The sequence below is a fragment of the Nonomuraea rosea genome (genome assembly GCF_039539705.1).
In the GTDB taxonomy this organism is placed as follows: Bacteria; Actinomycetota; Actinomycetes; order Streptosporangiales; family Streptosporangiaceae; genus Nonomuraea; species Nonomuraea rosea.
Genome location: NZ_BAABDQ010000003.1, coordinates 302,927 through 323,375, shown reverse-complemented (window position 1 = coordinate 323,375; position 20,449 = coordinate 302,927). Strand labels below are relative to the sequence as shown.

Here is a 20,449-nt window from a genome sequence, read left to right as displayed (position 1 = left end):
AGATGCTATTCGCATCCGTAAACCACGAAAAGTCTTGCATCGGTAAGCACTCCCCGTAAAGATGGGCATTGGATCACCAGACCGCGCTTCGGGGGCCAGAATGACGACTTTCGACGCTCGGCCGCAAGCCGCCATCGGTTCCCGGCCACCAATATGGCTTTCGTCGATCCTCCTGGACGGGCGTGCCGGTGAGTGCGACGCGGTGTTCCCGTTCCATCAGCGGACGGCGCTTGAGCCGGCCTGTGTGTCCACGGCCAGGCGATTCGTTGATCAGACCCTGACGTCGTGGGGTGCGCTCGAGGTGGCCCTGGACGCCCAGCTCGTGGTTTCCGAGCTGGTGACGAACGCCATGCGCCATGGGGGCGGGGCCGCGCAGCTCCGGTTATTGAGCCATGGGCCCGAGCTGGCGTGCGTCGTGAGTGATCACAGCCGGACGGTGCCGGTGGCGGCGGCGCCGGACGTGTTCTCGGAATTCGGACGGGGGTTGCGGTTGGTGGACGCCCTCTGCACCGCCTGGGGCTGGCTCTCCCCGGGCGGTGCCCGCAAGCTCGTCTGGGCCGTCCTCGCGGGCTGACAGGTAAGAGGCTCCTGGTCAGGCTCTGTCCAGGAGCTCCAGTACGTCGGCGTCGCTGAGCTGGCCGAAGTGCTCGTACCATTGCCCGACCGCCCTGAAGTCGACCGGTGTGATCACCACGACCACCTCGTCGGCCTCCTCCCGCAGTGACCTGACGGTCTCGCGGGCCCCGACGGGCACGGCCAGCGTCACCTTGGCGGGCTTGGCCGCGTTCACCGCTCTGAGTGCCGCCCGCGCGGTGCCGCCGGTGGCCAGGCCGTCGTCCACGACGATCACCTCACGGCCTTCGAGCGCGGGCAGCGGGCGGTCGCCCCGGTAGGCGCGTACCCGGCGGGCCAGCTCGCGTCGCTCCTGCTCGACCACGTCGGCGACGGACTCGGGGGTCATGCCCAGCCGGTGCAGCAGGGGAAGGTCGAAAACCGGCTCCCCGCCCTCGGCTATCGCGCCGACACCCAGCTCCGGGGCCGGCGGATAGCCGATCTTCCTGGTCACGAGCACGTCGAGGGTGGCGCCCAGGCTGCGCGCGACCGGCACCGCCACCGCCACCCCGCCCCGGGGCAACGCCAGCACCACCGGGTCGTGCGTGTCCCGCAGCCGCTCGGCGAGCAGCGCCCCGGCCTGGGCCCGATCTGCGAAGAGCTCCATGACCAGTGCCTACCCGCTCACACGGCCTCCTCGCCTCCGACCCGCCTGCCATTCCCCGGTTCGCGCGCCCCCGGGCACGGGGCGCGCGGACCGGATGCCGGGCCAGGCGGGTCAACGGGACCGAAGGGTCGAACGGGTCCGAAGGGTCAGGCGGGACAGGGGCGGAGCGTCAGGGGCGGTTGCGGCCTGAGCGGCGCATCTCCTTGTGGATGACCTTCCACTTGTTCTGCTGCTCCTTACGCAGCCGCGCATCCGTCCTGGACGCCATCCACGCCGCCTCCCGCTGCAGTTTGCGCCAGCTCGTCAGCCGCCGCTCCGGCAGCTCCCCGCTCTCCAGGGCGTCCAGCACCGCGCAGCCCGGCTCGCCCGTGTGGCCGCAGTCGCCGAACCTGCACCGCTCCGCCAGCGCCTCGATGTCGGAGAAGACCAGGTCGACGCCCTCGCCGATGTCGTAGAGGCCGATGCGGCGGATGCCCGGCGTGTCGATGACGAGCCCGCCGCCGGGCAGCGGGATCAGCTCCCGGTGCACGGTGGTGTGCCGGCCGCGCCCGTCGGCGGCGCGTACGTGCTGGGTCTCCATGACCGAACCGCCGGCCAGCGCGTTGACCAGGGTGGACTTGCCCGCCCCCGACGGGCCGAGGATGACGGCCGTACGGGAGCCTTCGAGGTAGTGGCCGGCCAGCTCGACGCCCTCGCCCTGCAGCGAGGAGACGGCGTGCACGGCCACGCCCGGCGCGGCCACCCGGACGTCGGCGAGCAGGTCGTCGAGGCCCTGCTCGAACAGGTCGGACTTGGTGATGAGCACGACGGGCGTGCCACCGGACTCCCAGGCGAGCGCGACGAGGCGTTCGATGCGGCCGAGGTCGGCGAAGTCGGTGGAGTGCATCGACGGCTCGGCCACGAAGACGATGTCGACGTTGGCGGCGAGCACCTGGCCCTGGCCGTCGCCGGACAGCCCGCCCACCGAGTCGCGGCTCACGCCGCCCCTGATGAACGCGGTCGTCCTCGGCATGACCTGGTCGAGCTCGTAGCGCCCCTCCGGGAGCAGCTTGAGCGCGACCCAGTCGCCGACGCAGGGCAGCGCGACCGGGTCGGCGGAAGAGGCCCTGCGGACGCGGGCGCCGTACTTGACGTGATGCTGGCCGTCCGCCGCGATCACCTCGGCGGCGCCGCGGTCGATGCGGGCCACGCGGGCGGGGACGGTGCCGTCGGGCAGCTCGGCGGCGCGGAGCTCGCTCCACCCGAGCAGGGTGAGATCGAAAGACGTGAGATCAGCTGACGTGAGGTCGAAAGACAAGGTAGTGAACCCTTTGATGCGAGAAGGGACCGGGCAGCTCAGACGAGGGCCCGGAGGTGGACGGACGGCATACGGAAAACGACGACCCGCATAGTCCTCACCTCCTCGATCAGTTGAGAGCGACTCTACGCACCCTGTCCGCGGGGATGCAATCGGATTTGATTCGGCGTGTCGTTGAACCGTGCCAGGGCGGCTGGCCGTACCACCTGCCGACGGACGCGAGAAAGGGGAATGATGCGAATCAGCACTTATCCCCCGCCCTCGGCCGAGGGAGTCGCCCCGATGGGGAAGCCGCGCTTACGACACTGGATCCGGCGTGTGCGGCCGGATGACGAGATGGTCGTGTCCGCGCTCTACCGGGAGTATCACAGGCCGCTGCTGGCCTTCGTGATCAGGTTGACGGCGGGCGATCGGCAGTGGGCGGAAGACGTGGTGCAAGAGACCATGATTCGTGCTTGGCGTAGTTCGGAGCAGTTCGACCCGGATTCGGTGTCGTTGATGCCCTGGCTCGCCACGGTCGCCAGACGTATCGTGATCGATGACCGGCGGCGCCGGGACGCCCGGCCGCAGGAGTTGGGCGATGGACCGCTGGAGAGCATGCCCGTGCCGGACGAGATGGAGGGACTGCTGCACCAGGTGGTCGTGTCAGAGGCGCTGAAGGCGTTATCGCCGGCACACCGCGAGATTCTCAACGAGACGATCTTGCGGGACCGGTCGGTCAACGACGCCGCGGAGGCGCTCGGCATCCCGGTGGGCACCGTGAAGTCCCGCGTCTACTACGCCGTCCGCGCGCTGCGGATCGCTTTGGAGGAGAGGGGGGTGACGGCGTGACCTCGAGAGTCGAGCACACTGACGTAGGCGCCTATGCTTTGGGCCTGCTGGACGACGACGACAGGCTGGCGTTCGAGACCCATCTCCTCGTCTGCCCCGCCTGCCGCTTCGAGCTGTCCGACCTGGCGGGTGTCGCGAGCGTGCTGAACGGGATCGGTCCCGTCGAGGACGCCGACCCCCCTTCCTTTGAGGAGCAGGGCGACGTGGTCGACCTGCTCCGGCGCAAGAAGTCGGCCGACAGGCGGACGCGCAGGGGGACGTTCGTGATCGGGATGGCGGCGGCGGTCACGCTGGTGGCCGGCGGCCTGACGATCGGCACGCAACTCGACGCGGAGAGCCCGCCGCAGGTCGCGCAGGAACACTCCGGACACATGGGCACGCACATGGGCCCGGCGGAGCAGTTCTACGCCGACGGCTCCCCGATCGAGGGCAAGGGCGTCGACGGGATCACCGGCGGACTGGTCGTGGAGTCCAAGGGGTGGGGCACTCACGCGGCGCTCAAGCTGGCCGGGGTGAAGGGTCCGCTGGAGTGCGAGCTGATCTCCGTGGGCAAGTCGGGTGAGCGCCGGGTGATGACCGGATGGTCCGTACCTCCAGCCGGGTACGGAGTACCGGGATCGCCTGATCCGCTCTACATGCACGGCGGCAGCGCGACGCCGCTGGCGAACATCGATCATTTCGAGGTCATCTCCTCGGCAGGTAAGAAATTGCTCACCATCAAGGCCTGAACACCGGCCTCCAAGCCCTCCCGCCGCTGGTGGGAGGGCTTTTTTTGGTTTCTTCCCGTTGTGTGGAAATTTACGGATAACTGAGTTGAACCTCCCCGGGCTCCGGCGCGTACTGCCTGCCGTACCCGCCGAAATATCAAGCCCTTTAAGAGGTTTCATTATGTCTATCCGTAAAATCATCATTCCTACCGCTCTGGTGGCTGGTGCTCTTCTCGTCCCCTCGGTGCAGGCGAATGCGGCCGCCTCCGGCGACGAGGTCTATCTCGCGGCGGGGCTGCGCGGTGCGAACGAGGTCGGTGCCAAGGGTGACGCCGACGGACGTTCGACGGTCGTCCTCAAGATCAGCGGGAACGAGATCACGTTCGCCGTCCGGTGGAACGAGATCGGCGCCCCCACCGCGGGACACGTCCACCTCGGTGCCAAGGGCGCGAACGGGGACGTCAAGCTCGAGTTCTTCACCAAGCCGCTGCCCGCCTCCGTGCTCGGCCTCACCGGCACCGTCCAGGCCGACCCCGAGCTGGTCAAGTCGCTCCTCGACAACCCCGGCGGCTTCTACGCGAACCTGCACGACGCGGCCCACCCCAAGGGCGCCGTACGGGGACAGCTGCACAAGCTGAACAAGCCGATCGACCTCAACGGCGTGCTGCACGGCAGCAGCCAGGCCACGCTGTCCTCGCGCGCCGACGCCACGCAGGAGGTGGCGGCGAACGACGGCAAGAAGCGCGGCGACCCGGACGGCCAGGCCACCTGGTGGCTGCGCCCGAACGGCTCGTCCATCGCCTACACCGCCTCCTGGTCCGGCCTCGGCCAGGTGACCAACGGCCACCTGCACAAAGGCGTGGCCGGCAAGAACGGCCCGGTCGTCGCGGACCTCTTCGCGGGGACCCTGCCCCAGAACGTGACCGGCGTCACCGGGGAGACGCCGGTCGCGGCCAAGGTGGTCAAGCGCATCGCCGCGAGCCCCGGCCGCTACTACACCAACCTGCACACCCTCGACTTCGACGGCGGCGCGGTGCGCGGTCAGCTCTCCGGCGAGGCGTTCGCCCACCCGCGCGCGCTCACGGCCGACGTGCTGCGCGGCTCGCAGATCTACGCCTGCACGCAGCAGCCCGCGGGCGGCTACGCCTTCACCCAGTTCGGCGTGACGGCCAAGCTGCGGCGCGCGATCGACCACTCGTTCGTGACGCCCGCCGCCGGCCCGCCGCAGTGGATCGCCCCGGACGGCAGCGCGGTGCGCGGCGCGGTCGTGACCAGGACGCCCAACGGCGAGGGCAACATCCCCGAGCTGGTCCTCGACGCCACCCAGTCGGGCACGGGCACCGGCCTGCTCGCGCACGCCACGCAGATCCTGCGGCTCAACACCACCGGCGGCGTCGCCCCCGCCGGGGCGTGCGAGCCCGGCAGCCAGGTGCAGGTCGCCTACGGGGCCGACTACCTCTTCCTCGGCTGAAGCCAAGGCTGACCGGGGGGACGATTCGGTCCCGTCCCCCCGGGAGGCCGTCCCCGGCCGATCCGGCCCGGTCCCCCGGGCCACCGGTCGGCCAGCGCGACGGGGTACTCCGGTCCACCCCGCTCGCGACGAAGCACCCCGCCGCACATGGGAGCCTGTGCGGCGGGGTGCTTTTCGTGTGGTCCCGGTGGCCACCGTCAGGGACGGAATCGTCGAACCGGCCTCATGAGAGGCGGACGGGACGGCCCGCCGTGCGCCGTCGCGGCGGGCGGCCACGTGCGGGTCAGCGGGCGTCTCCCTGGAGGCCGGAGCCACGCACGGTGGGTGACGCCCACCGTGCGCAGCCGTACCCTATGAAGCCTTTTTTTACAGACCGGGCGCGGGGAACTGCGCGGTCAGCTCGCTCACCTCGTGGTGGACGCGCGTGATCACGTCCTCCGCGTCGCCCTTGGCCAGGGCCGTGACGACCTCGTCCATCCAGGCGCCGATCTGCCGCATCTCGGCCTCGCCCATCCCGCGCGAGGTCACCGACGGCGTGCCGATGCGGATGCCCGACGGGTCGAACGGCTTGCGCGTGTCGAACGGCACCGTGTTGTAGTTGGTCTCCAGCCCCGCCCGGTCGAGCGCCTGCGCGGCCGGCTTGCCGCCGATGCCCTTGGGCGTGAGGTCCAGCAGGATCAGGTGGTTGTCGGTGCCGCCCGAGACCAGGTCGAACCCGCGCGCGGCGAGCTCGTCCGCCAGCGTCTTGGCGTTGGCCACCACCTGGTGCGCGTACGCCTTGAAGTCGTCGGTGCTCGCCTCGTGCAGCGCCACGGCGATGGCCGCGGTCGTGTGGTTGTGCGGGCCGCCCTGCAGGCCGGGGAAGACGGCCTTGTTGAGCGCCTTGGCGTGCTCCTCGGAGGTCGCCATGAGCATGGCGCCACGCGGGCCGCGCAGCGTCTTGTGCGTGGTCGTCGAGATCACGTCGGCGTGGCCCACCGGGGACGGGTGCGCGCCGCCCGCGACCAGGCCGGCGATGTGCGCGATGTCGGCGGCCAGCACGGCCCCGACCTCACGGGCGATCGCGGCGAAGCCCTCGAAGTCGATCGTGCGCGGGATCGCGGTGCCGCCGCAGAAGATCAGCTTCGGCCGGTGCTCCAGCGCGAGCGCGCGGACCTCGTCGAGGTCGATGCGGCCGGTGTCCTGGCGCACGCCGTAGCGGACCGGGTTGAACCACTTGCCGGTGGCCGAGACCGACCAGCCGTGGGTGAGGTGGCCGCCGAAGGGCAGCCCCATGCCCATCACCGTGTCGCCCGGCTGCAGGAACGCCATGTAGACGGCCAGGTTCGCGGGCGAGCCGGAGTAGGGCTGGACGTTGGCGTGGTTGACGCCGAACAGGGACTTGGCGCGCTCGATGGCCAGGGTCTCGACCTGGTCGATGACCTGCTGACCCTCGTAGTAGCGCTTGCCCGCGTAGCCCTCGGAGTATTTGTTCGTCAATACGGTGCCGGTGGCCTCGAGGACGGCCTTGGACACGTAGTTTTCGGACGCGATCAGCTTGACGGTGTCGGCCTGACGACGCTCTTCCGCCTTGATGAGCTCGGCGATCTGCGGGTCGACGCTAGCGAGAGAACCCATGACTCTCCTGTCATCGTTGACAACTCGCGAAGACCCAGGCGCACGGCCTCCGCTCCTTTCGCTCCCCGGTGGTCGATCCCACCCAATGCGCCAGTCGCGTCTGGCTACAGACGATATCGGATCCCGCACGGGCTGAATTCGCGCGAACGACGCTCAGGACTTCGGCGTCTGTTCGGCATGGCCTATTTGGTACGGCTCACGCCCGGCCACAGCCGGTCCACCTCGGCGTTGAGGATCGCCCCGATCAGCACGGCCAGCGCGGTGATGTAGAGCCAGAGCAGCAGCGCGATGGGCGCGGCCAGCGAGCCGTAGACGGAGACCGGCGAGAACCACGCCGCCAGCACGGCCCGCAGCACGGCCGCGCAGACGATCCACAGGAACAGCGCCAGGATCGCCCCCGGCAGCTCGCGGTACCACTTCGTGCGCACGGGCACGCTCACGTGGTAGAGGACCGTCAGGAACAGCACCGAGCCGCTGATCACCACCGGCCAGTAGAGGAAGTCGATCAGGATGCCGTATTCGCCGGGCAGCGCGTCCTTGAGCAGGGTCGGCCCGATCACCAGGATCGGCATGACGATGATCCCGATGATCAGCCCCACGATGTAGAGGCCGAACGACATCAGCCGGGTGCGGATGATGCCGCGTTCTTCCCCCAGCCCGTAGGCCACGGAGATGAGGTCGACGTAGACATAGAGGGCCCTGGAGCCGGACCAGAGCGACAGCAGGAAGCCCAGCGAGATGATCGAGACCTTGCCCGCGTCGTCGCTCAGCACGTCGGTGAGCAGCGGGTTGATCACCTTCTGGACGGCGTCGTCGGTGAACAGCAGCCCGGCCTGGTCGATGACCCAGGTCTTGACCTGCGTGACCACGGTGGGCCCGAGCCAAGTGCCGAGCTTGCCCAGCACGCCGATCAGGCCCAGCACGAACGGCGGCAGCGAGAGCAGCGCGAAGAACGCCGCCTCGCCCGCCAGACCGGTGACCCGGTAGGTGACGCCGGCGTTGGTGGTCGCGCGGACGATCGCCCACGACCTGGTGTCGAGCACCCAGATCAGCCGGGCCCGGGCATTGGCGGTGAGCCGTCTCTTGCCCTTGGGCCGTGGAGGCGCATCGGTCGACGTCATGGCACCCAACGGTTTTTAGCAGTGAGTCTCCGGGACAGCTTACGTCCCCGTACTGCCCTAGTCGTTGTCTACGATGCGCGCGCCCAGCGGTAGCAGCGAAACCGGGATGAGTTTGAGGTTCGCGATGCCCAGCGGGATGCCGATGACGGAGATGAACAGCGGGATCGAAGTGATCACGTGGCCGATGGCCAGCCAGATGCCGGCGACCACGCACCAGATGATGTTGCCCAGCAAGGAGAACACGCCGGAGTCGGGGTCGCGCACCACGGTCCTGCCGAACGGCCACAGCGCGTACGCGGCGATCCTGAACGAGGCGATGCCGAACGGGATCGTGATGATCAGGATGCAGCAGATCACCCCCGCCAGCGCGTAGCCCAGAGCCAGCCAGACCCCGGCGAAGACGAGCCAGATGACGTTCAAGATGGTGCGCAGCATGCTCACAGCATGTCATCGCGCGTGCCCCGCGCGTCATCCGGAATGACCCTGATCTCACCCTGACCTGGGCGCCCTGCCCTTTCCTGGACCTCCCGCGAACGCCTGCGCGATCTCCATCCAGGCCCTTACGGGCTCGCCCGTCAGCTCCAGCGCGGTGTCGGACAGATGGATGCGCTGCGTCACGACCAGGCAGAAGTCGAGCATCGGCCCGCGTACGACGCTGTCCGCCTCCGCCGGGCCCGCCGTCCAGAGGGCGCCCCCTGGCGTGGTCAGCTCCGCCCGCACCGGCTCGGCCGGCACGGGCAGCCCGCGCACGGCGAAGCTGTACGGCCTGGCCCTGAACCCGATCGCGGCCACGTGCCGCAGCCGCTCGGCGGGCCGCCGGACGACGCCGAGCGCGTCGGCCACGTCCTGGCCGTGCGCCCAGGTCTCCATCAGCCGCGCGGTGACGAAGGACGCGGCCGACATGGGCGGCCCGAACCACGGCACCCGCTCGCGCGCCCCGAGCGTGGCGAACACCTCCAGGCTGCGGGCCCGTGCCGTGCGGAACCACGCGTGCAGGTCGGCGGGCGGCATCCCGCGCGACTCCAGCGCGATGTCGTCCACGAAGCCGGCCGCGGAACCGCTCAGGGAGCCGTCCAGTGTGGCCGCGTGGGCCTCAGGGTCGGTGACCGCGCGGACCGCCGCGTCGTCGAACCAGGCCAGATGGCTCACCTGATCGCGGATCGCCCATCCCTCCGCGGGCGTGGTCAGCTCCCAGTCCTCGTCGCGCAGGGGCTGGAGCAGCGCCTCGAAGGCGGCGGTCTCGGCGCGCAGGTCGCCGGTCAGCTCCGCCATGAGGTCCTGCGGGTCCTTGGGCTTCACGCGCGCCAGCGTAACCCGAACAACGTTCTGGGAGAATAATGCGAAGCGTGATCTGCGAGAGCTGCAAGGACAAACGTCACGAGGACTGCCGCGGCGGCTCCTGGTGCGACTGCCAGCACCAGGTCGAGGAAGAGCCGCAGGAGTCGGCGCTCGACTGGCCGCGACAGGGCTGATACGGGGCTGAGCGCGCCGGACGTATAGGCCGGACGAGGGTCGGACAGTCCCACACTCTGGACCCCGTCTTGGACATACGGGACGGCCGGAGTATCTTCATGAGTATGCCAGCGGATCCCATGCTCGTCGGTCGGCGCCACGTCGATCTTCAGCGTGTCCGCAGTGCCATCTGTTGCGACGCCCGCTAACTCACCTGTTTTTGCCGCTGAGCGCGTCGCAATCCTCCCCACCACCCCTGCCCTCGATGACGAGGCGGAGGAACCGTGCGCGCGCCCATGAACCGAAGGACGCGCAATGAGCACGCCTGCCAGCCGCACACCTGCCAGCCGCCATCACAAACGCCCGCGCGGCGAAGGCCAGTGGGCTCTCGGTTATCGGGAGCCGCTCAACAAGAACGAAGAGAACAAGAAGAACGACGACGGCCTCAACGTCCGCCAACGCATCATCGACATCTACGCCAAGCAGGGCTTCGACTCCATCGACCCCGCGGACCTTCGCGGCCGCATGCGCTGGTACGGCCTCTACACCCAGCGCAAGCCCGGCATCGACGGCGGCAAGACGGCGATCCTGGAGCCCGAGGAGCTCGACGACAGCTACTTCATGCTGCGGGTGCGCATCGACGGCGGCCAGCTCGACCTGGCCCAGCTCCGGGTGATCGCGGACATCTCCAACGAGTACGGCCGCGGCACCGCTGACCTGACCGACCGCCAGAACATCCAGCTCCACTGGATCGAGATCGAGTCGGTGCCGGACATCTGGGAGCGGCTGGAGGCGGTGGGCCTGTCGACCACGGAGGCGTGCGGCGACACCCCGCGCGTGATCCTCGGCTGTCCGCTGGCCGGGATCGACTCCGGCGAGGTCCTCGACGCGACCGAGCAGATCCAGGAGATCAACCGGGAGTTCATCGGCAACCCGGAGTACTCCAACCTGCCGCGCAAGTTCAAGTCGGCGCTGAGCGGGTGCCCGGCGCACTGCACGGTGCACGAGATCAACGACGTGGCGTTCGTGGGCGTGGTCAACGAGCAGGGCGAGGCCGGCTACGACCTGTGGGTCGGCGGCGGCCTGTCCACCAACCCGATGCTGGGCAAGCGGCTCGGCGTGTTCGTCAAGCCGGAGCAGGCGGCCGACGTCTACGGCGGCGTCATCGGGATCTTCCGCGACTACGGCTACCGGCGGCTGCGGCACCGGGCCCGGATCAAGTTCCTGGTCAACGACTGGGGGCCGGAGAAGTTCCGGGAGATCCTCGAGACCGAATACCTCAAGGAGCCGCTGCCCGACGGGCCCGCGCCCGAGCTGCCGCGCGGCAGCCGCCGTGACCACGTCGGCGTCTTCCCGCAGAAGGACGGCAACTTCTACGTCGGCTTCGCGCCCAAGGTGGGCCGGCTCGACGGCGACAAGCTGCACGTGATCGCCGACATCGCCGAGCGGCACGGCTCCAGCCGGGTCCGTACGACGGTCGAGCAGAAGATGGTCGTCCTCGACGTCGCACCCGACCAGGTCGACTCGATCGTGGCCGCGCTGGAGGAGAACGACCTGCAGGTCAGGCCGTCCACGTTCCGCCGGCAGACGATGGCGTGCACCGGCATCGAATACTGCAAGCTGGCCATCGTCGAGACCAAGGCCAGCGCCGCCAACCTGATCGACGAGCTGGAGCGGCGGCTGCCGTCGTTCGACCAGCCCCTCACCATCAACGTCAACGGCTGCCCCAACTCCTGCGCCCGCATCCAGGTCGCCGACATCGGCCTGAAGGGCCAGCTCGTGGTGGACGAGCACGGCGAGCAGGTCGAGGGCTTCCAGATCCACCTGGGCGGCTCGCTCGGCGTCAACGCCGGCTTCGGCCGCAAGGTCCGCGGGCTCAAGACCACCGCCAAGGCGCTGCCCGACTACGTCTCGCGCGTCGTGACGAACTACGACACCCAGAAGAAGGAAGGCGAGTCGTTCGCCGACTGGGTGCAGCGAGCCGACGAGGCGGACCTGAAATGACCACACGAGCGGTCCCGTTCCATTGCCCCTACTGCGGCGATGAGGACCTGGAGCCCTACGAAGGGGACGGCGGCTGGTACTGCCGCGCCTGCGCTCGTGCCTTCAAGCTGAAGTTTCTCGGAATCGGAGTGAAGATATGACGCTGGTGGACATCGAGGTCGGTTTAAGAGATCAGCGTGGCGTGCTCGACCTGCAGGACATCGTCGAGTCCGCCGCGACCTTCCTGGAGGGCGCCCCCGCTCGCGAGATCATCCGCTGGGCGGCGGCGACGTTCGGGGACCGGCTGTGCCTGACCTCCTCCATGAGCGACGCCCTGCTGATCGACCTGGTCAGCAGGGTCAAGCCCGGCGTGGACGTGCTGTTCATCGACACCGGCTACCACTTCGCCGAGACCATCGGCACGCGGGACGCGGTGCGACAGGTCTACGACGTCAACGTGATCGACATCAAGCCGTCGCGGACGGTCGAGGAGCAGGATCGCGACCTCGGCCCGCGCCTGTTCGGCCGCAACCCCGACCTGTGCTGCTTCCTGCGCAAGGTGGAGCCGCTCAACCGGGCGCTGGAGCCGTACCTGGCGTGGATCTCCGGCATCCGCAGGGACGAGTCCTCCAGCAGGACGGACACCAAGGTCGTCGAGTGGGACGCCAAGCGGCAGATGGTCAAGGTCAACCCGATCGCGGCCTGGACCCAGGAGGACGTCGACAACTACATCTCCGACAACGGGGTGCTGATCAACCCGTTGCACTATGACAACTACCCCTCGATCGGCTGCGGGCCGTGCACGCGGCAGGTCGCGGAGGGAGAGGATCCGCGCAGCGGTCGCTGGGCGGGTCTGGGGAAGGTCGAATGCGGCATTCACCTGTGATCCCCAGCAGGGGAACCGTCCCGTTGGCAGGCGGGGCGGCCCCCGGAGGCGTGCCATTGGTGGCGGTGGCGCACGGGTCGCGAGATCCGCGCGCCGCCGCCACCGTGGCCGCGCTGCTCGACCGGGTACGCCTGGCGCGCCCTGAGGTGCCCGTACGCGTGGCGTACCTGGACCACTGCACCCCGACGCTGGCTCAGGCGCTGAACGGGCTGCAGGAGGCCGTGGTGCTGCCGCTGCTGCTGACGGAGGCGTACCACAGCCGGGTGGACCTGCCGTCGGCGCTCAACGAGATCCGGGCGCGCGACCCGCGCCTGCGCGTGCACTACGGCGCCACGCTGGGCCCGCACCCGCTGCTGCGGCCGGCGCTTGAGCGGCGGCTCGCCGAGGCGGGCGTGCCCGCCGGGGACCCGGGCACGGCGGTGGTGCTGGTGTCGGCGGGTTCGAGCGACGCCAGGGCGAACGCGGTGGTCGCGGGACTGGCGCGGACATGGCGGCGCTCCGGCTGGTGGACGGTGTCCGCCGGCTACGCCTCCGCCGCCTCGCCCACTCCCGAGCAGGCCGTGGCCGAGCTCAGGCGGGCGGGCGCGCCGCGGGTGGTCGTCGCGCCGTACCTGCTCGCGCCCGGTTACTTCGCCGACAAGGTACGCCGCGGCACGCTGGCGGCGGGCGCCGACGTCGTGGCCGACGTGCTCGGACCGGCGCCGGAGCTGGTGGACGTGCTGCTCGAACGCTACGAGGCCGCCCAGCGGCAGCCGGTGGCCCTGGTGGGCTGAGCCGCCGGTCGGTACGGCCCTGGTGGGCTGAGCCGCCGGGCGGTGCTCACTTCTTGCAGGTCGGGACGATGTCGCCGGTGGCCGGGTTGATGACGACGACGTCCGCCCGGCACGTCAGCGACTCGACGTCCATCACGGTCACCAGCCAGTCGGCCGCGTAGGGGGCCGCGCCGTCCAGCAGCTCGCGGGCGCGCTCTTCCGTCATCCGGCCAGTCGTCCGGGCGGCCGTCGTGGGTATGAGCGCGGCTGTCACCTCGTTCGGGACGTCCGGCCGCGCGGCCGCGTCCTGCCCGAGCCAGTGGGGTGACGACGAGGCGGTGCCGTCGCACCGGCCGTTCGCGGCGAGCTTCCCGTTCAGCCAGATCAGCGCGTAGCCGCCCGTGGGACAGCGCACCGAGAAACGCACCTTCTTCGCCGAAGAGCCGAACATCAGCGTCTCCCGCGTCCCGCCCCGCTGGAAGCGGTGGTAGAACGGCAGGCTGCGATAGATCGGCCGGGCCTGCTCAGCGGCGGAGGGCTGGGCGAGCACGCCGGTCCACACCTCGCCGGGCGCGGTCGCGGGCCGCGTGCGCGGCGGGACCGACACCGCCGCCGTCACCGCCAGCACGGCCAGCGCGGCCGACCCCGCCACCTGCGCGCGCCGCCTGCGCAGGCCGCGCACCCTGGCGTCCACGTCCGCCACGGTCACGCCCCCGCGGGGCCCGCCGTCGCTGTCGCCTTCGAGCAGCTCGCGCAGCTCCTGCTCTTGCCCTGTGGTCACGGTCAGCTCCCCGTCGTCTCTGTCGCAGCCCGCGCCGCGGGATCGAGCCGCAGCTTGGCCAGCGCGCGGCTGGCCTGACTGCGTACGGTCGCCACCGAACAGCCGACGATCCCGGCGATCGTCTCGTCCGGGAGGTCCTCGAAGTAGCGCAGCACGATCACGGCCCGCTGTTTGCCGGGCAGCGCCGCCAGGGCGGCCCTGAGCGTCTCACGGGTGCCGAGCTCCGCCGCCGCGTCCCCCGGCTGGGCGCTGTCGGGCAGCTCGCCCGTGGCCACCTCGCCCCGCCAGCGCCGCCGCCACCAGGAGGCGTGCGTGTTGGTCAGGATGCGGTAGACGTACGGGTCGGGGTTCGCGCCCACGCGCCGCCACGCCAGCCAGGCTTTGGCCAGCGCCGTCTGCACCAGGTCTTCCGCCGTGGCCCAGTCGCGGCACAGCAGGTACGCCGTTCTGAGCAGGCGGGCCGAACGCTGCTCCACATAGCGTTCGAAGTCGGCTCGATCCCGCATCGAGGGTCCTCACTGTTCGGTGACGTTCACCGATCACTACGCGCCAGGAGGACCGGAACGTTGCACGAGATCCCGGGAGATCGCGGGGAGATCCGGGGAGATCGCGGGGAGATCCCGGTCAGTAGCCGCGCCTGAGGCCCCTGCGGCGCGGTCAGTAGCCGCCCGCGCCTGAGATCCCTGCGGCGCGGTCAGTAGCCGCGCCCGAGACCCCTGCGCGCGTCCCGCTCCTCGTCGCGGAGCTGCCTGCGCAGGTCGCGGCCCTCGTCGCGGACCTTCCTGCCCAGCTCGCGCCAGTCCTCGCCGTGCAGCCGCCGCCAGTGCTCCCGCCAGGCCGCGAAGCCGCGCTGCAGCGGCTGCGCCCGCGAGTCGCCGATCACCTTGACGTCGCCCATCACCGCGTACGCGTGGACCCTGATGACCGGCACGTTCATGCCGGGCGAGCCCTCCAGGACGTCCACCTTCTTGTCGCCCATGATGGCCACGCCGTCGAGGTCCACGTTCACCCCGTCGGGCACGATGATCTTCACGTCGCCCATCACGGAGACGGCCATGATGTCCACCGTGTCCGTGCGCACCTCGGCCTCGCGCAGGTCGAGCAGCACGTCGCCCATCACGGCGACGGCGCCGAGCTCCTGGTCGATGCGCCACGTCCCGCGCCGCTTGGAGTCGCCCATCACGCCGACGAACCAGCGCCGCTTCCTGCCCTCGCGGACCTGCGGCACGGACGCGGGCCTGGGGGCCGGCATGGCCGCGCCCGCCGGCAGGTCCTGGGTGAGCAGGGCCAGCTCGGCGTGGGTGGTCGCGGTGTAGGCGGCCTCCGTGCGATCGGTCAGCTCGGCCAGAGTGAGTCTGCCCTCGACCGATGCGACACGGAGCTGCTCGACGACGGCCTCTCTTTCGGCGTCCGACGCTCGGACCTCACCCGGATCAGTCATACTCGCAACATATCGCGTCTTGCCCGAAACGTGACTCCTCCCGAGGGAGGAATCCGTATACCGCTAACCATGCAGTCGCCCCTCATGCTGGAGACGGTGGCCGAACCCGCCCGGGGCCGGGACGCCGAGCCCGCCCGGGGCCGGGACGCCGAGCCCGCCCGGGGCCGGGACGCCGAGCCCGTCCGGGGGCGGGGCGCGTACCAGCCCATGACATGGCCCCGGCTTGGCCCGGTGGGCGGCCGGACCAGGCTAGGGTCCGTGTCATGCATGAGGAACAGCTCTACCGCGCGGCGTTGAACGGCGAGTCTGAGACCGTGGGCAAGCTGCTGACCGGCGGCGCCGACCCCAACCAGCTCAGCCAGGGCGAAGAGGAAGGCCTGCCGCTGTGCGCGGCCGCCGCCTGGGACCGCTCCGAGGTGGCGAGCGCGCTGCTGACCGCCGGCGCCGACGTGAACGGCCGGGAGGCCGGCGGCTGGACGGCGCTGCTCTGGGCCGCCGCCAACGGCCATGCCGCGACCGCCAGGGTGCTGATCGAGGCGGGGGCGGAGGTCGACGCGTCCAACGACGACGGCGACACCCCGCTCTCCCTGGCCGCCAGGCGCGGCGCGCTCGGCATGGTGCAGGTGCTGCTTGAGGCGGGCGCCGACCACGAGAAGTTCGACGGTGACGGCGACATGCCGATCGACATCGCCGTCGCCTGGGTGGGCGTACACCTGGAGAGCGCGCTGCTCGACCAGGTCGAGCAGGACGGCTGGGAGTACGTCGTGGGCCGCCAGTACGCCAAGGACGGCACCGAGCTCGTCACGGTGGCCGGCCGATCGGCCGACGGCGAGCAGACGGAGCAGGTGCAGGCGCAGCGCGGGCACGCGGCGATCGCGACCCTGCTGGAGGACACGGCAGGCATCTATACGCCGGTGGACCGGCTCGTGGCGCGGGCCCTGGCCCATCGCGACGTCGACGAGGACGCCGAGACCTGGTGGATCGTCGCCGACTCGCTGGGCAAGCGGGCCGACGACGAGACGTACGAGGCGCTGGCCAAGCTGTGCGTGAGCGAGGACGCCAGGGAGCGGGAGTTCGGGGTGGACGCGATCGCCCAGTTCGGGTTCGCGGACGACGAGAAGCCCTACCTGGACAGGACGCTGCCGCTGCTGCAGAAGATGGTCACCACGGAGGGCAACCCGCAGGTCCTGCGCTCGGTCCTGGCCGCGCTCGGCCACCAGGGCGACCCGCGGGCGCTGCCCCACGTGCTGGACGTCATCCGCCGCCCCGGGCACCAGCGCACGATGACGGACGCGATCGCGCTGGCCGACGTGCTGCCGCCGGACCACGAGGAGGGGCTGGCGCTGCTGATCGAGATGACGACGGACGAGGACACGGAGGTCCGCGACTGGGCCACCGCCGGGCTCGCCGGGCTCTCGGCCGACACGCCGGTCATCAGGGAGGCGCTGGCCGCCCGGCTCGCCGACCCGGACCTGCGCACGGTGGCCGAGGCCACGCGCGGGCTGTCCGCCCGCGGGGACGAGCGGGCCGCGCAAGGGGCCGCCCGGGTGCTGGCGGAGAGCGACGACGAGTACGAGCGAGACCTCGTCACCAACCCGAACGCCGAGTGATCCGCGCCGGCCACGGCGGCATCCGACGCCCTGGCCGGCGACCACTCCCACCCACCGCTGAGGCACCCGCGCTCGCCGGGGTGGCCCGCCCGCTCAGTTACCGCCGGGCATGCGGATGACCCAATCGGGGGCGCCCGCGCAGACCCTGCCAGGTAGGCGGATGATCCCGCTCCAGGAGGCCCGCGCTCAGCCGCCGTCGAGCACGCGGGTGACCCATTCCAGGGTCCCCGTGCTCAGGGCCTCCTCGGCGAGGCGTTTGCCCGTCGGGGTCGTCAGGGCGGCCAGCGAGCTGTCGATCCACCCCTGGACGTTCTGGTGCCCCTGCTCGCGGTATTCGACCGCCTGGATGAGGCACTCCAGCTTGTCGGCGTCGCGCGCGCAGACGGCCTCGATGCTGGCCTTCTCTTCGTACTCCCCCACGGCGTCGCTCACCATGTCGGCCACCGGCGCGGGCACGCCGCGCATCTGGTCGGCGGTGACGGCCTCATTGGCGGCCGCCTTGAGGTAGCGCTTGCCGATATAGGGGATGTCGGTGATGCGGGTCTCCTGCGTGTCATGGAACAGGCTCATGAACGCGGCCCGCTCCGGATTGCCGCCCTCCAGCTTGGCGATCACACTCGCGATGACCGCCGCGCGGAAGGAGTGCTCGGCGATGCTCTCGGGATCGCGTACGCCCGCGACCAGCCACCCGGTGCGCTTGTAGCGCTTGAGCAGCCCGAACTCGTACATCAACCCCGCCAGCCCCGTCACATCGTCCGTCACGAGGACCCCCTCTCGTCTCTTTCAGAGCCTAGACGACGGCCTCGGCCGCCGCCGCGGCAGAATGACTGCGAGAACTCCGAATTCGATAAATGCCGTGGCCGGTCAATTGGCCACGGCATTTGTCGTCCGCCGTTCAACGGATACGGGAGCGATTTACGCTCGGCGCCGGTCGCCGGATCGGGCGGCCTAGCTGTCGAACGGCGACCAGTCGTCGAACGGCGTCCAGTCGTCGTGGTTGTCGTCCTTGATCGGGTGATGGTCGTCCTTGACCGGCGGCTTGTGCGGCTCCTTGACCGGAGGCGTGACCGGCGGAGCGTGGTGGATCACCGGCTCCTCGTGGTGCCGCCTGTTGTCGAACTTGTGGTGGCTGAAGTGGTTGTGGTGGTGACCGTACGAACGGTGGCCCCACCAGCGGCGGCCGCACCAGCGGTTGCCGCAGCCGCCACAGCGACGGCCCCAGCCGCACCCGAGGACCGGCTTCTCGTTCGAGACGACGCCGACACCGGTCGGGACGAGGGCACCGCCTGCGCTCGCACTGGCGATCCCCTGACCCAGAGGAAGGAGCATGAGACCGGCAACGGTGCCGGCCAGTGCTAGTCCCGCGATCCGCCTGGGGCGTCGCGGTTGCCGACTTTCAGTATTCACGTGCATTCGTTTCCGTTCATGGGTAGTCGACCCGGAATCCGGGCGCCCATTTCTCGGCAGGCACTCGGACACAGGCAGACGTACCCATGTCCCGAATCTCACTTAACTCCATGAACCCAAACAACCCGTCAAATCATTAGCCTTCGCAGGAGCCGAACCGCATTCGCCCGATTTATCGCGAAATAGCGCGAAAGGCCATAATCGCCAGCAGCCGCGTCACCGATCGCGGCCACGTGCGTCTCACCGCGCCGATGCCGGCGCTCGTCGGTGATCGCGGGCACGTCGGGGACCGCGGGCACGTCGGGGACCGCGGGCCGATGCACGTTCGGCGGCCACGGGCCGGAGCACGTCAGTGACCGCGAGCCGGAACGCGTTCGCCGACCGGGGGCGGGGGCGTGTTGAGCGTCAGGGGCCTGACAGGGCGGGGGCGCTGGCCAGTACGTCCCTGGCCAACGCGAGGTCGCCGCCCAGCTCGGCCGGGAACTCCGCGGGGTCGCCCCTGCCGCCCAGCAGGAAGCAGAACGCGACCACGTCCGCCGTGATGCGGGCGTCCGGCGGACCCGGCTCGGTCTGTTCGAGCCCCAGCGGGATCAGCCAGTCGCCCCCGCCCTCGCCCGTCAGCGTGACCTGCACGGTGCGGCCCGCGCCGTCCATTCCCGAGAACAGCATCGTGAAGGTCAGCAGGCGGGCGCACAGATCGGCGGTCGGGTGCAGGTGCGACACGATCGGGTCCGGGAGGCGGATCCCGGCCATCTGGGCGGCGTCCGAGGTGTGCACCCACGTCTCCAGCCCCCTGGCCAGGATGTGGTCGCTCACCACCGCGTCGAGGCCGTCCAGGCTCGCCGGGGTGGTGGGCGGCAGGTCCGCCAGGTGGCGGCACAGCGCGTCCGCCTGCGCCCGCCAGTCCCTGCGCGTCTGCTCGGGGCTGCGAGCTCGTTCATAAGCCTGTACGTCGTGCGTGCGGCTGAGCGAGTCCGTCGCGCCGATGGGCGGCCCGAGCACGGGTGCGCCCACGGAGGCGGCCACGAGGCCGTCCTTGGCGGCCAGGTGGGCCACGAGCTCCTGAAGCGTCCAGCCCTCGACGATGACGCGTGACCAGTCGTCGTCGACGGCGCAGGCCAGCAGCGCGTCCATGGCGGCCACCCGGCCCGCGTACGGCTCCGCCCAGGCGGCGGTCGGAGCCGCGGGCCTGCGCCGCGCCCTGGCTCCGGCCAGAAGCTGGGGCCGCAAAGAGCCGGCCGGCACCGCCGGGTCCTCCATCATCGCGTCCAGATAGAGACGCTCGACGGGGTCCATCACACCTCTTCCTCCGCAAGCGCGTCCGCCAGGCGTCGTAACGCCAGCCGGATGCGCGATTTGGCCGTGCCCTCGGGCACACCCAGTTCCTCACCGACCTGCCGATAGGTTCTGCCGCCGAAGTAGGCCAGCTCCACCGCTTCCCGAAGTCCTTCGGGCAGCGACGTCACCGCCTGCCGCACCCGCTTGGCCTCGTCGGCCGCGAGCACGGTGTCCTCCAGTCTGACGGGCTCGCGCTCGAACAGCCGCGGCCCCAGCGCCGACACCCGCCGCCGCTCCTCCGCCCGCACGTGGTCGACCGCGCGCCGATGCGCGATCGTGGCGAGCCAGGCGCGTAACGTGCCGCGATCCGGGTCGTAGGCCAGCGGCCGTTCCCAGAAGACCAGGAACACCTCCTGTGTGATGTCCTCAGCGATCACCCGGTCCCTGGTGACCCGCAGGGAGAGACCGAAGATCAGCGAGGAGAGCCGATCGTAGACCTCCCCCAGAGCGGACTCATCGCCGCCGACCACCCGCTGGTGCAGCAGGCGGTCGTCGTACGGTGCCTCCACTGGCACCACACTCCCGTTTAATCCGGA

The 20,449-nt window shown here is 70.4% G+C and carries 23 protein-coding genes and 1 riboswitch; of the genes, 10 read left to right on the top strand and 13 right to left on the bottom strand.

Features of this window, described 5'->3' with window-relative positions; translation table 11 throughout:
• The first annotated feature begins 100 nt into the window (after nucleotides 1-100).
• Nucleotides 101-574 (top strand): ATP-binding protein, encoded by a 474-nt coding sequence (locus ABEA43_RS08970; RefSeq protein ID WP_345560152.1) that lies wholly within the window; start codon nucleotides 101-103, stop codon nucleotides 572-574.
• An 18-nt stretch (nucleotides 575-592) separates the two neighbouring features.
• Here ABEA43_RS08970 and ABEA43_RS08965 read toward each other — a convergent pair whose 3' ends face one another.
• Complete coding sequence (locus ABEA43_RS08965) at nucleotides 593-1,219, bottom strand: phosphoribosyltransferase (protein WP_345560151.1); 627 nt, start codon at nucleotides 1,217-1,219, stop codon at nucleotides 593-595.
• A 169-nt stretch (nucleotides 1,220-1,388) separates the two neighbouring features.
• Nucleotides 1,389-2,516 (bottom strand): ribosome small subunit-dependent GTPase A, encoded by a 1,128-nt coding sequence (gene rsgA / locus ABEA43_RS08960; protein ID WP_345560150.1) that lies wholly within the window; start codon nucleotides 2,514-2,516, stop codon nucleotides 1,389-1,391.
• Nucleotides 2,517-2,852: 336 nt separating this feature from the next.
• Between rsgA and ABEA43_RS08955 the strand changes: the two genes are divergently transcribed.
• The 3 genes from ABEA43_RS08955 to ABEA43_RS08945 all read left to right on the top strand — a co-directional run bounded on the left by ABEA43_RS08955 (nucleotide 2,853) and on the right by ABEA43_RS08945 (nucleotide 5,525).
• A complete protein-coding gene (locus ABEA43_RS08955) occupies nucleotides 2,853-3,347 on the top strand; it encodes a sigma-70 family RNA polymerase sigma factor (RefSeq protein WP_425570225.1) in 495 nt (164 codons plus the stop codon).
• On the top strand, nucleotides 3,344-4,075 hold the full coding sequence (locus ABEA43_RS08950; protein WP_345560149.1) for an anti-sigma factor family protein: 732 nt from the start codon (nucleotides 3,344-3,346) through the stop codon (nucleotides 4,073-4,075). The genes ABEA43_RS08955 and ABEA43_RS08950 overlap by 4 nt, the downstream gene beginning before the upstream one ends.
• A gap of 223 nt (nucleotides 4,076-4,298) precedes the next feature.
• Nucleotides 4,299-5,525 (top strand): CHRD domain-containing protein, encoded by a 1,227-nt coding sequence (locus tag ABEA43_RS08945; RefSeq protein WP_345560148.1) that lies wholly within the window; start codon nucleotides 4,299-4,301, stop codon nucleotides 5,523-5,525.
• 366 nt (nucleotides 5,526-5,891) lie between these two features.
• On the opposite strand, the gene ABEA43_RS08940 is transcribed toward ABEA43_RS08945, so the two are convergent.
• From ABEA43_RS08940 to ABEA43_RS08925, 4 genes are all read right to left on the bottom strand, one after another.
• Nucleotides 5,892-7,142: a serine hydroxymethyltransferase gene (locus ABEA43_RS08940; RefSeq protein ID WP_345560147.1), complete on the bottom strand. Its 1,251-nt coding sequence runs from the start codon at nucleotides 7,140-7,142 to the stop codon at nucleotides 5,892-5,894.
• 25 nt (nucleotides 7,143-7,167) lie between these two features.
• Nucleotides 7,168-7,250, bottom strand: a riboswitch (ZMP/ZTP riboswitch).
• Nucleotides 7,251-7,324: 74 nt separating this feature from the next.
• On the bottom strand, nucleotides 7,325-8,263 hold the full coding sequence (locus tag ABEA43_RS08935) for a YihY/virulence factor BrkB family protein (protein WP_345560146.1): 939 nt from the start codon (nucleotides 8,261-8,263) through the stop codon (nucleotides 7,325-7,327).
• Between the two features lie 57 nt (nucleotides 8,264-8,320).
• Complete coding sequence (locus ABEA43_RS08930) at nucleotides 8,321-8,704, bottom strand: YccF domain-containing protein (RefSeq protein WP_425570212.1); 384 nt, start codon at nucleotides 8,702-8,704, stop codon at nucleotides 8,321-8,323.
• A gap of 48 nt (nucleotides 8,705-8,752) precedes the next feature.
• Nucleotides 8,753-9,562, bottom strand: a complete 810-nt coding sequence (locus ABEA43_RS08925) for a TIGR03084 family metal-binding protein (RefSeq protein WP_345560144.1) — start codon at nucleotides 9,560-9,562, stop codon at nucleotides 8,753-8,755.
• Between the two features lie 38 nt (nucleotides 9,563-9,600).
• On the opposite strand from ABEA43_RS08925, the gene ABEA43_RS08920 reads away from it, so the two are divergent.
• From ABEA43_RS08920 to ABEA43_RS08905, 5 genes are all read left to right on the top strand, one after another.
• Entirely contained in the window at nucleotides 9,601-9,735 is a 135-nt protein-coding gene (locus ABEA43_RS08920) for a hypothetical protein (protein WP_345560143.1), read from the top strand.
• Nucleotides 9,736-9,834: 99 nt separating this feature from the next.
• Entirely contained in the window at nucleotides 9,835-9,924 is a 90-nt protein-coding gene (locus tag ABEA43_RS68135) for a putative leader peptide (RefSeq protein WP_379507194.1), read from the top strand.
• Nucleotides 9,925-10,030: 106 nt separating this feature from the next.
• Nucleotides 10,031-11,719, top strand: coding sequence for a nitrite/sulfite reductase (locus ABEA43_RS08915; protein ID WP_345560142.1), 1,689 nt, complete (start codon nucleotides 10,031-10,033; stop codon nucleotides 11,717-11,719).
• A gap of 136 nt (nucleotides 11,720-11,855) precedes the next feature.
• On the top strand, nucleotides 11,856-12,584 hold the full coding sequence (locus tag ABEA43_RS08910) for a phosphoadenylyl-sulfate reductase (protein ID WP_345560141.1): 729 nt from the start codon (nucleotides 11,856-11,858) through the stop codon (nucleotides 12,582-12,584).
• Nucleotides 12,566-13,357 (top strand): sirohydrochlorin chelatase, encoded by a 792-nt coding sequence (locus tag ABEA43_RS08905; RefSeq protein WP_425570210.1) that lies wholly within the window; start codon nucleotides 12,566-12,568, stop codon nucleotides 13,355-13,357. Before ABEA43_RS08910 ends, ABEA43_RS08905 begins: the two co-directional genes overlap by 19 nt.
• 46 nt (nucleotides 13,358-13,403) lie before the next feature.
• Here the strand turns inward: ABEA43_RS08905 and ABEA43_RS08900 are convergent, their stop codons facing one another.
• From ABEA43_RS08900 to ABEA43_RS08890, 3 genes are all read right to left on the bottom strand, one after another.
• Nucleotides 13,404-14,117, bottom strand: a complete 714-nt coding sequence (locus ABEA43_RS08900; protein WP_345560140.1) for a hypothetical protein — start codon at nucleotides 14,115-14,117, stop codon at nucleotides 13,404-13,406.
• Between the two features lie 2 nt (nucleotides 14,118-14,119).
• A complete protein-coding gene (locus tag ABEA43_RS08895; protein WP_345560139.1) occupies nucleotides 14,120-14,623 on the bottom strand; it encodes a SigE family RNA polymerase sigma factor in 504 nt (167 codons plus the stop codon).
• Nucleotides 14,624-14,811: 188 nt separating this feature from the next.
• A complete protein-coding gene (locus ABEA43_RS08890; protein ID WP_345560138.1) occupies nucleotides 14,812-15,558 on the bottom strand; it encodes a DUF1707 SHOCT-like domain-containing protein in 747 nt (248 codons plus the stop codon).
• A gap of 263 nt (nucleotides 15,559-15,821) precedes the next feature.
• Here ABEA43_RS08890 and ABEA43_RS08885 point away from each other — a divergent pair, with 263 nt between their 5' ends.
• Nucleotides 15,822-17,168: an ankyrin repeat domain-containing protein gene (locus ABEA43_RS08885; RefSeq protein ID WP_345560137.1), complete on the top strand. Its 1,347-nt coding sequence runs from the start codon at nucleotides 15,822-15,824 to the stop codon at nucleotides 17,166-17,168.
• Nucleotides 17,169-17,354: 186 nt separating this feature from the next.
• Here the strand turns inward: ABEA43_RS08885 and ABEA43_RS08880 are convergent, their stop codons facing one another.
• The 4 genes from ABEA43_RS08880 to ABEA43_RS08865 form a co-directional block, all read right to left on the bottom strand.
• Nucleotides 17,355-17,930 (bottom strand): HD domain-containing protein, encoded by a 576-nt coding sequence (locus ABEA43_RS08880; RefSeq protein ID WP_345560136.1) that lies wholly within the window; start codon nucleotides 17,928-17,930, stop codon nucleotides 17,355-17,357.
• Between the two features lie 186 nt (nucleotides 17,931-18,116).
• Nucleotides 18,117-18,497 (bottom strand): hypothetical protein, encoded by a 381-nt coding sequence (locus ABEA43_RS08875; protein WP_345560135.1) that lies wholly within the window; start codon nucleotides 18,495-18,497, stop codon nucleotides 18,117-18,119.
• 483 nt (nucleotides 18,498-18,980) lie between these two features.
• Nucleotides 18,981-19,871, bottom strand: coding sequence for a maleylpyruvate isomerase family mycothiol-dependent enzyme (locus ABEA43_RS08870; RefSeq protein ID WP_345560134.1), 891 nt, complete (start codon nucleotides 19,869-19,871; stop codon nucleotides 18,981-18,983).
• On the bottom strand, nucleotides 19,871-20,428 hold the full coding sequence (locus ABEA43_RS08865) for a sigma-70 family RNA polymerase sigma factor (RefSeq protein ID WP_345560133.1): 558 nt from the start codon (nucleotides 20,426-20,428) through the stop codon (nucleotides 19,871-19,873). Before ABEA43_RS08865 ends, ABEA43_RS08870 begins: the two co-directional genes overlap by 1 nt.
• Nucleotides 20,429-20,449 lie beyond the last annotated feature (21 nt).

Coding starts and splice junctions, on each gene's coding strand:
- ABEA43_RS08870 (WP_345560134.1), bottom strand. CDS start 19,871: ATGGACCCCGTCGAGCGTCTCTATCTGGACGCGATGATGGAGGACCCG.
- ABEA43_RS08885 (WP_345560137.1), top strand. CDS start 15,822: ATGCATGAGGAACAGCTCTACCGCGCGGCGTTGAACGGCGAGTCTGAG.
- ABEA43_RS08970 (WP_345560152.1), top strand. CDS start 101: ATGACGACTTTCGACGCTCGGCCGCAAGCCGCCATCGGTTCCCGGCCA.
- ABEA43_RS08935 (WP_345560146.1), bottom strand. CDS start 8,263: ATGACGTCGACCGATGCGCCTCCACGGCCCAAGGGCAAGAGACGGCTC.
- ABEA43_RS08875 (WP_345560135.1), bottom strand. CDS start 18,497: ATGCTCCTTCCTCTGGGTCAGGGGATCGCCAGTGCGAGCGCAGGCGGT.
- ABEA43_RS08955 (WP_425570225.1), top strand. CDS start 2,853: ATGGTCGTGTCCGCGCTCTACCGGGAGTATCACAGGCCGCTGCTGGCC.
- ABEA43_RS68135 (WP_379507194.1), top strand. CDS start 9,835: ATGAGTATGCCAGCGGATCCCATGCTCGTCGGTCGGCGCCACGTCGAT.
- ABEA43_RS08940 (WP_345560147.1), bottom strand. CDS start 7,142: ATGGGTTCTCTCGCTAGCGTCGACCCGCAGATCGCCGAGCTCATCAAG.
- ABEA43_RS08890 (WP_345560138.1), bottom strand. CDS start 15,558: ATGACTGATCCGGGTGAGGTCCGAGCGTCGGACGCCGAAAGAGAGGCC.
- ABEA43_RS08895 (WP_345560139.1), bottom strand. CDS start 14,623: ATGCGGGATCGAGCCGACTTCGAACGCTATGTGGAGCAGCGTTCGGCC.
- ABEA43_RS08965 (WP_345560151.1), bottom strand. CDS start 1,219: ATGGAGCTCTTCGCAGATCGGGCCCAGGCCGGGGCGCTGCTCGCCGAG.
- ABEA43_RS08905 (WP_425570210.1), top strand. CDS start 12,566: ATGCGGCATTCACCTGTGATCCCCAGCAGGGGAACCGTCCCGTTGGCA.
- ABEA43_RS08910 (WP_345560141.1), top strand. CDS start 11,856: ATGACGCTGGTGGACATCGAGGTCGGTTTAAGAGATCAGCGTGGCGTG.
- ABEA43_RS08920 (WP_345560143.1), top strand. CDS start 9,601: ATGCGAAGCGTGATCTGCGAGAGCTGCAAGGACAAACGTCACGAGGAC.
- ABEA43_RS08915 (WP_345560142.1), top strand. CDS start 10,031: ATGAGCACGCCTGCCAGCCGCACACCTGCCAGCCGCCATCACAAACGC.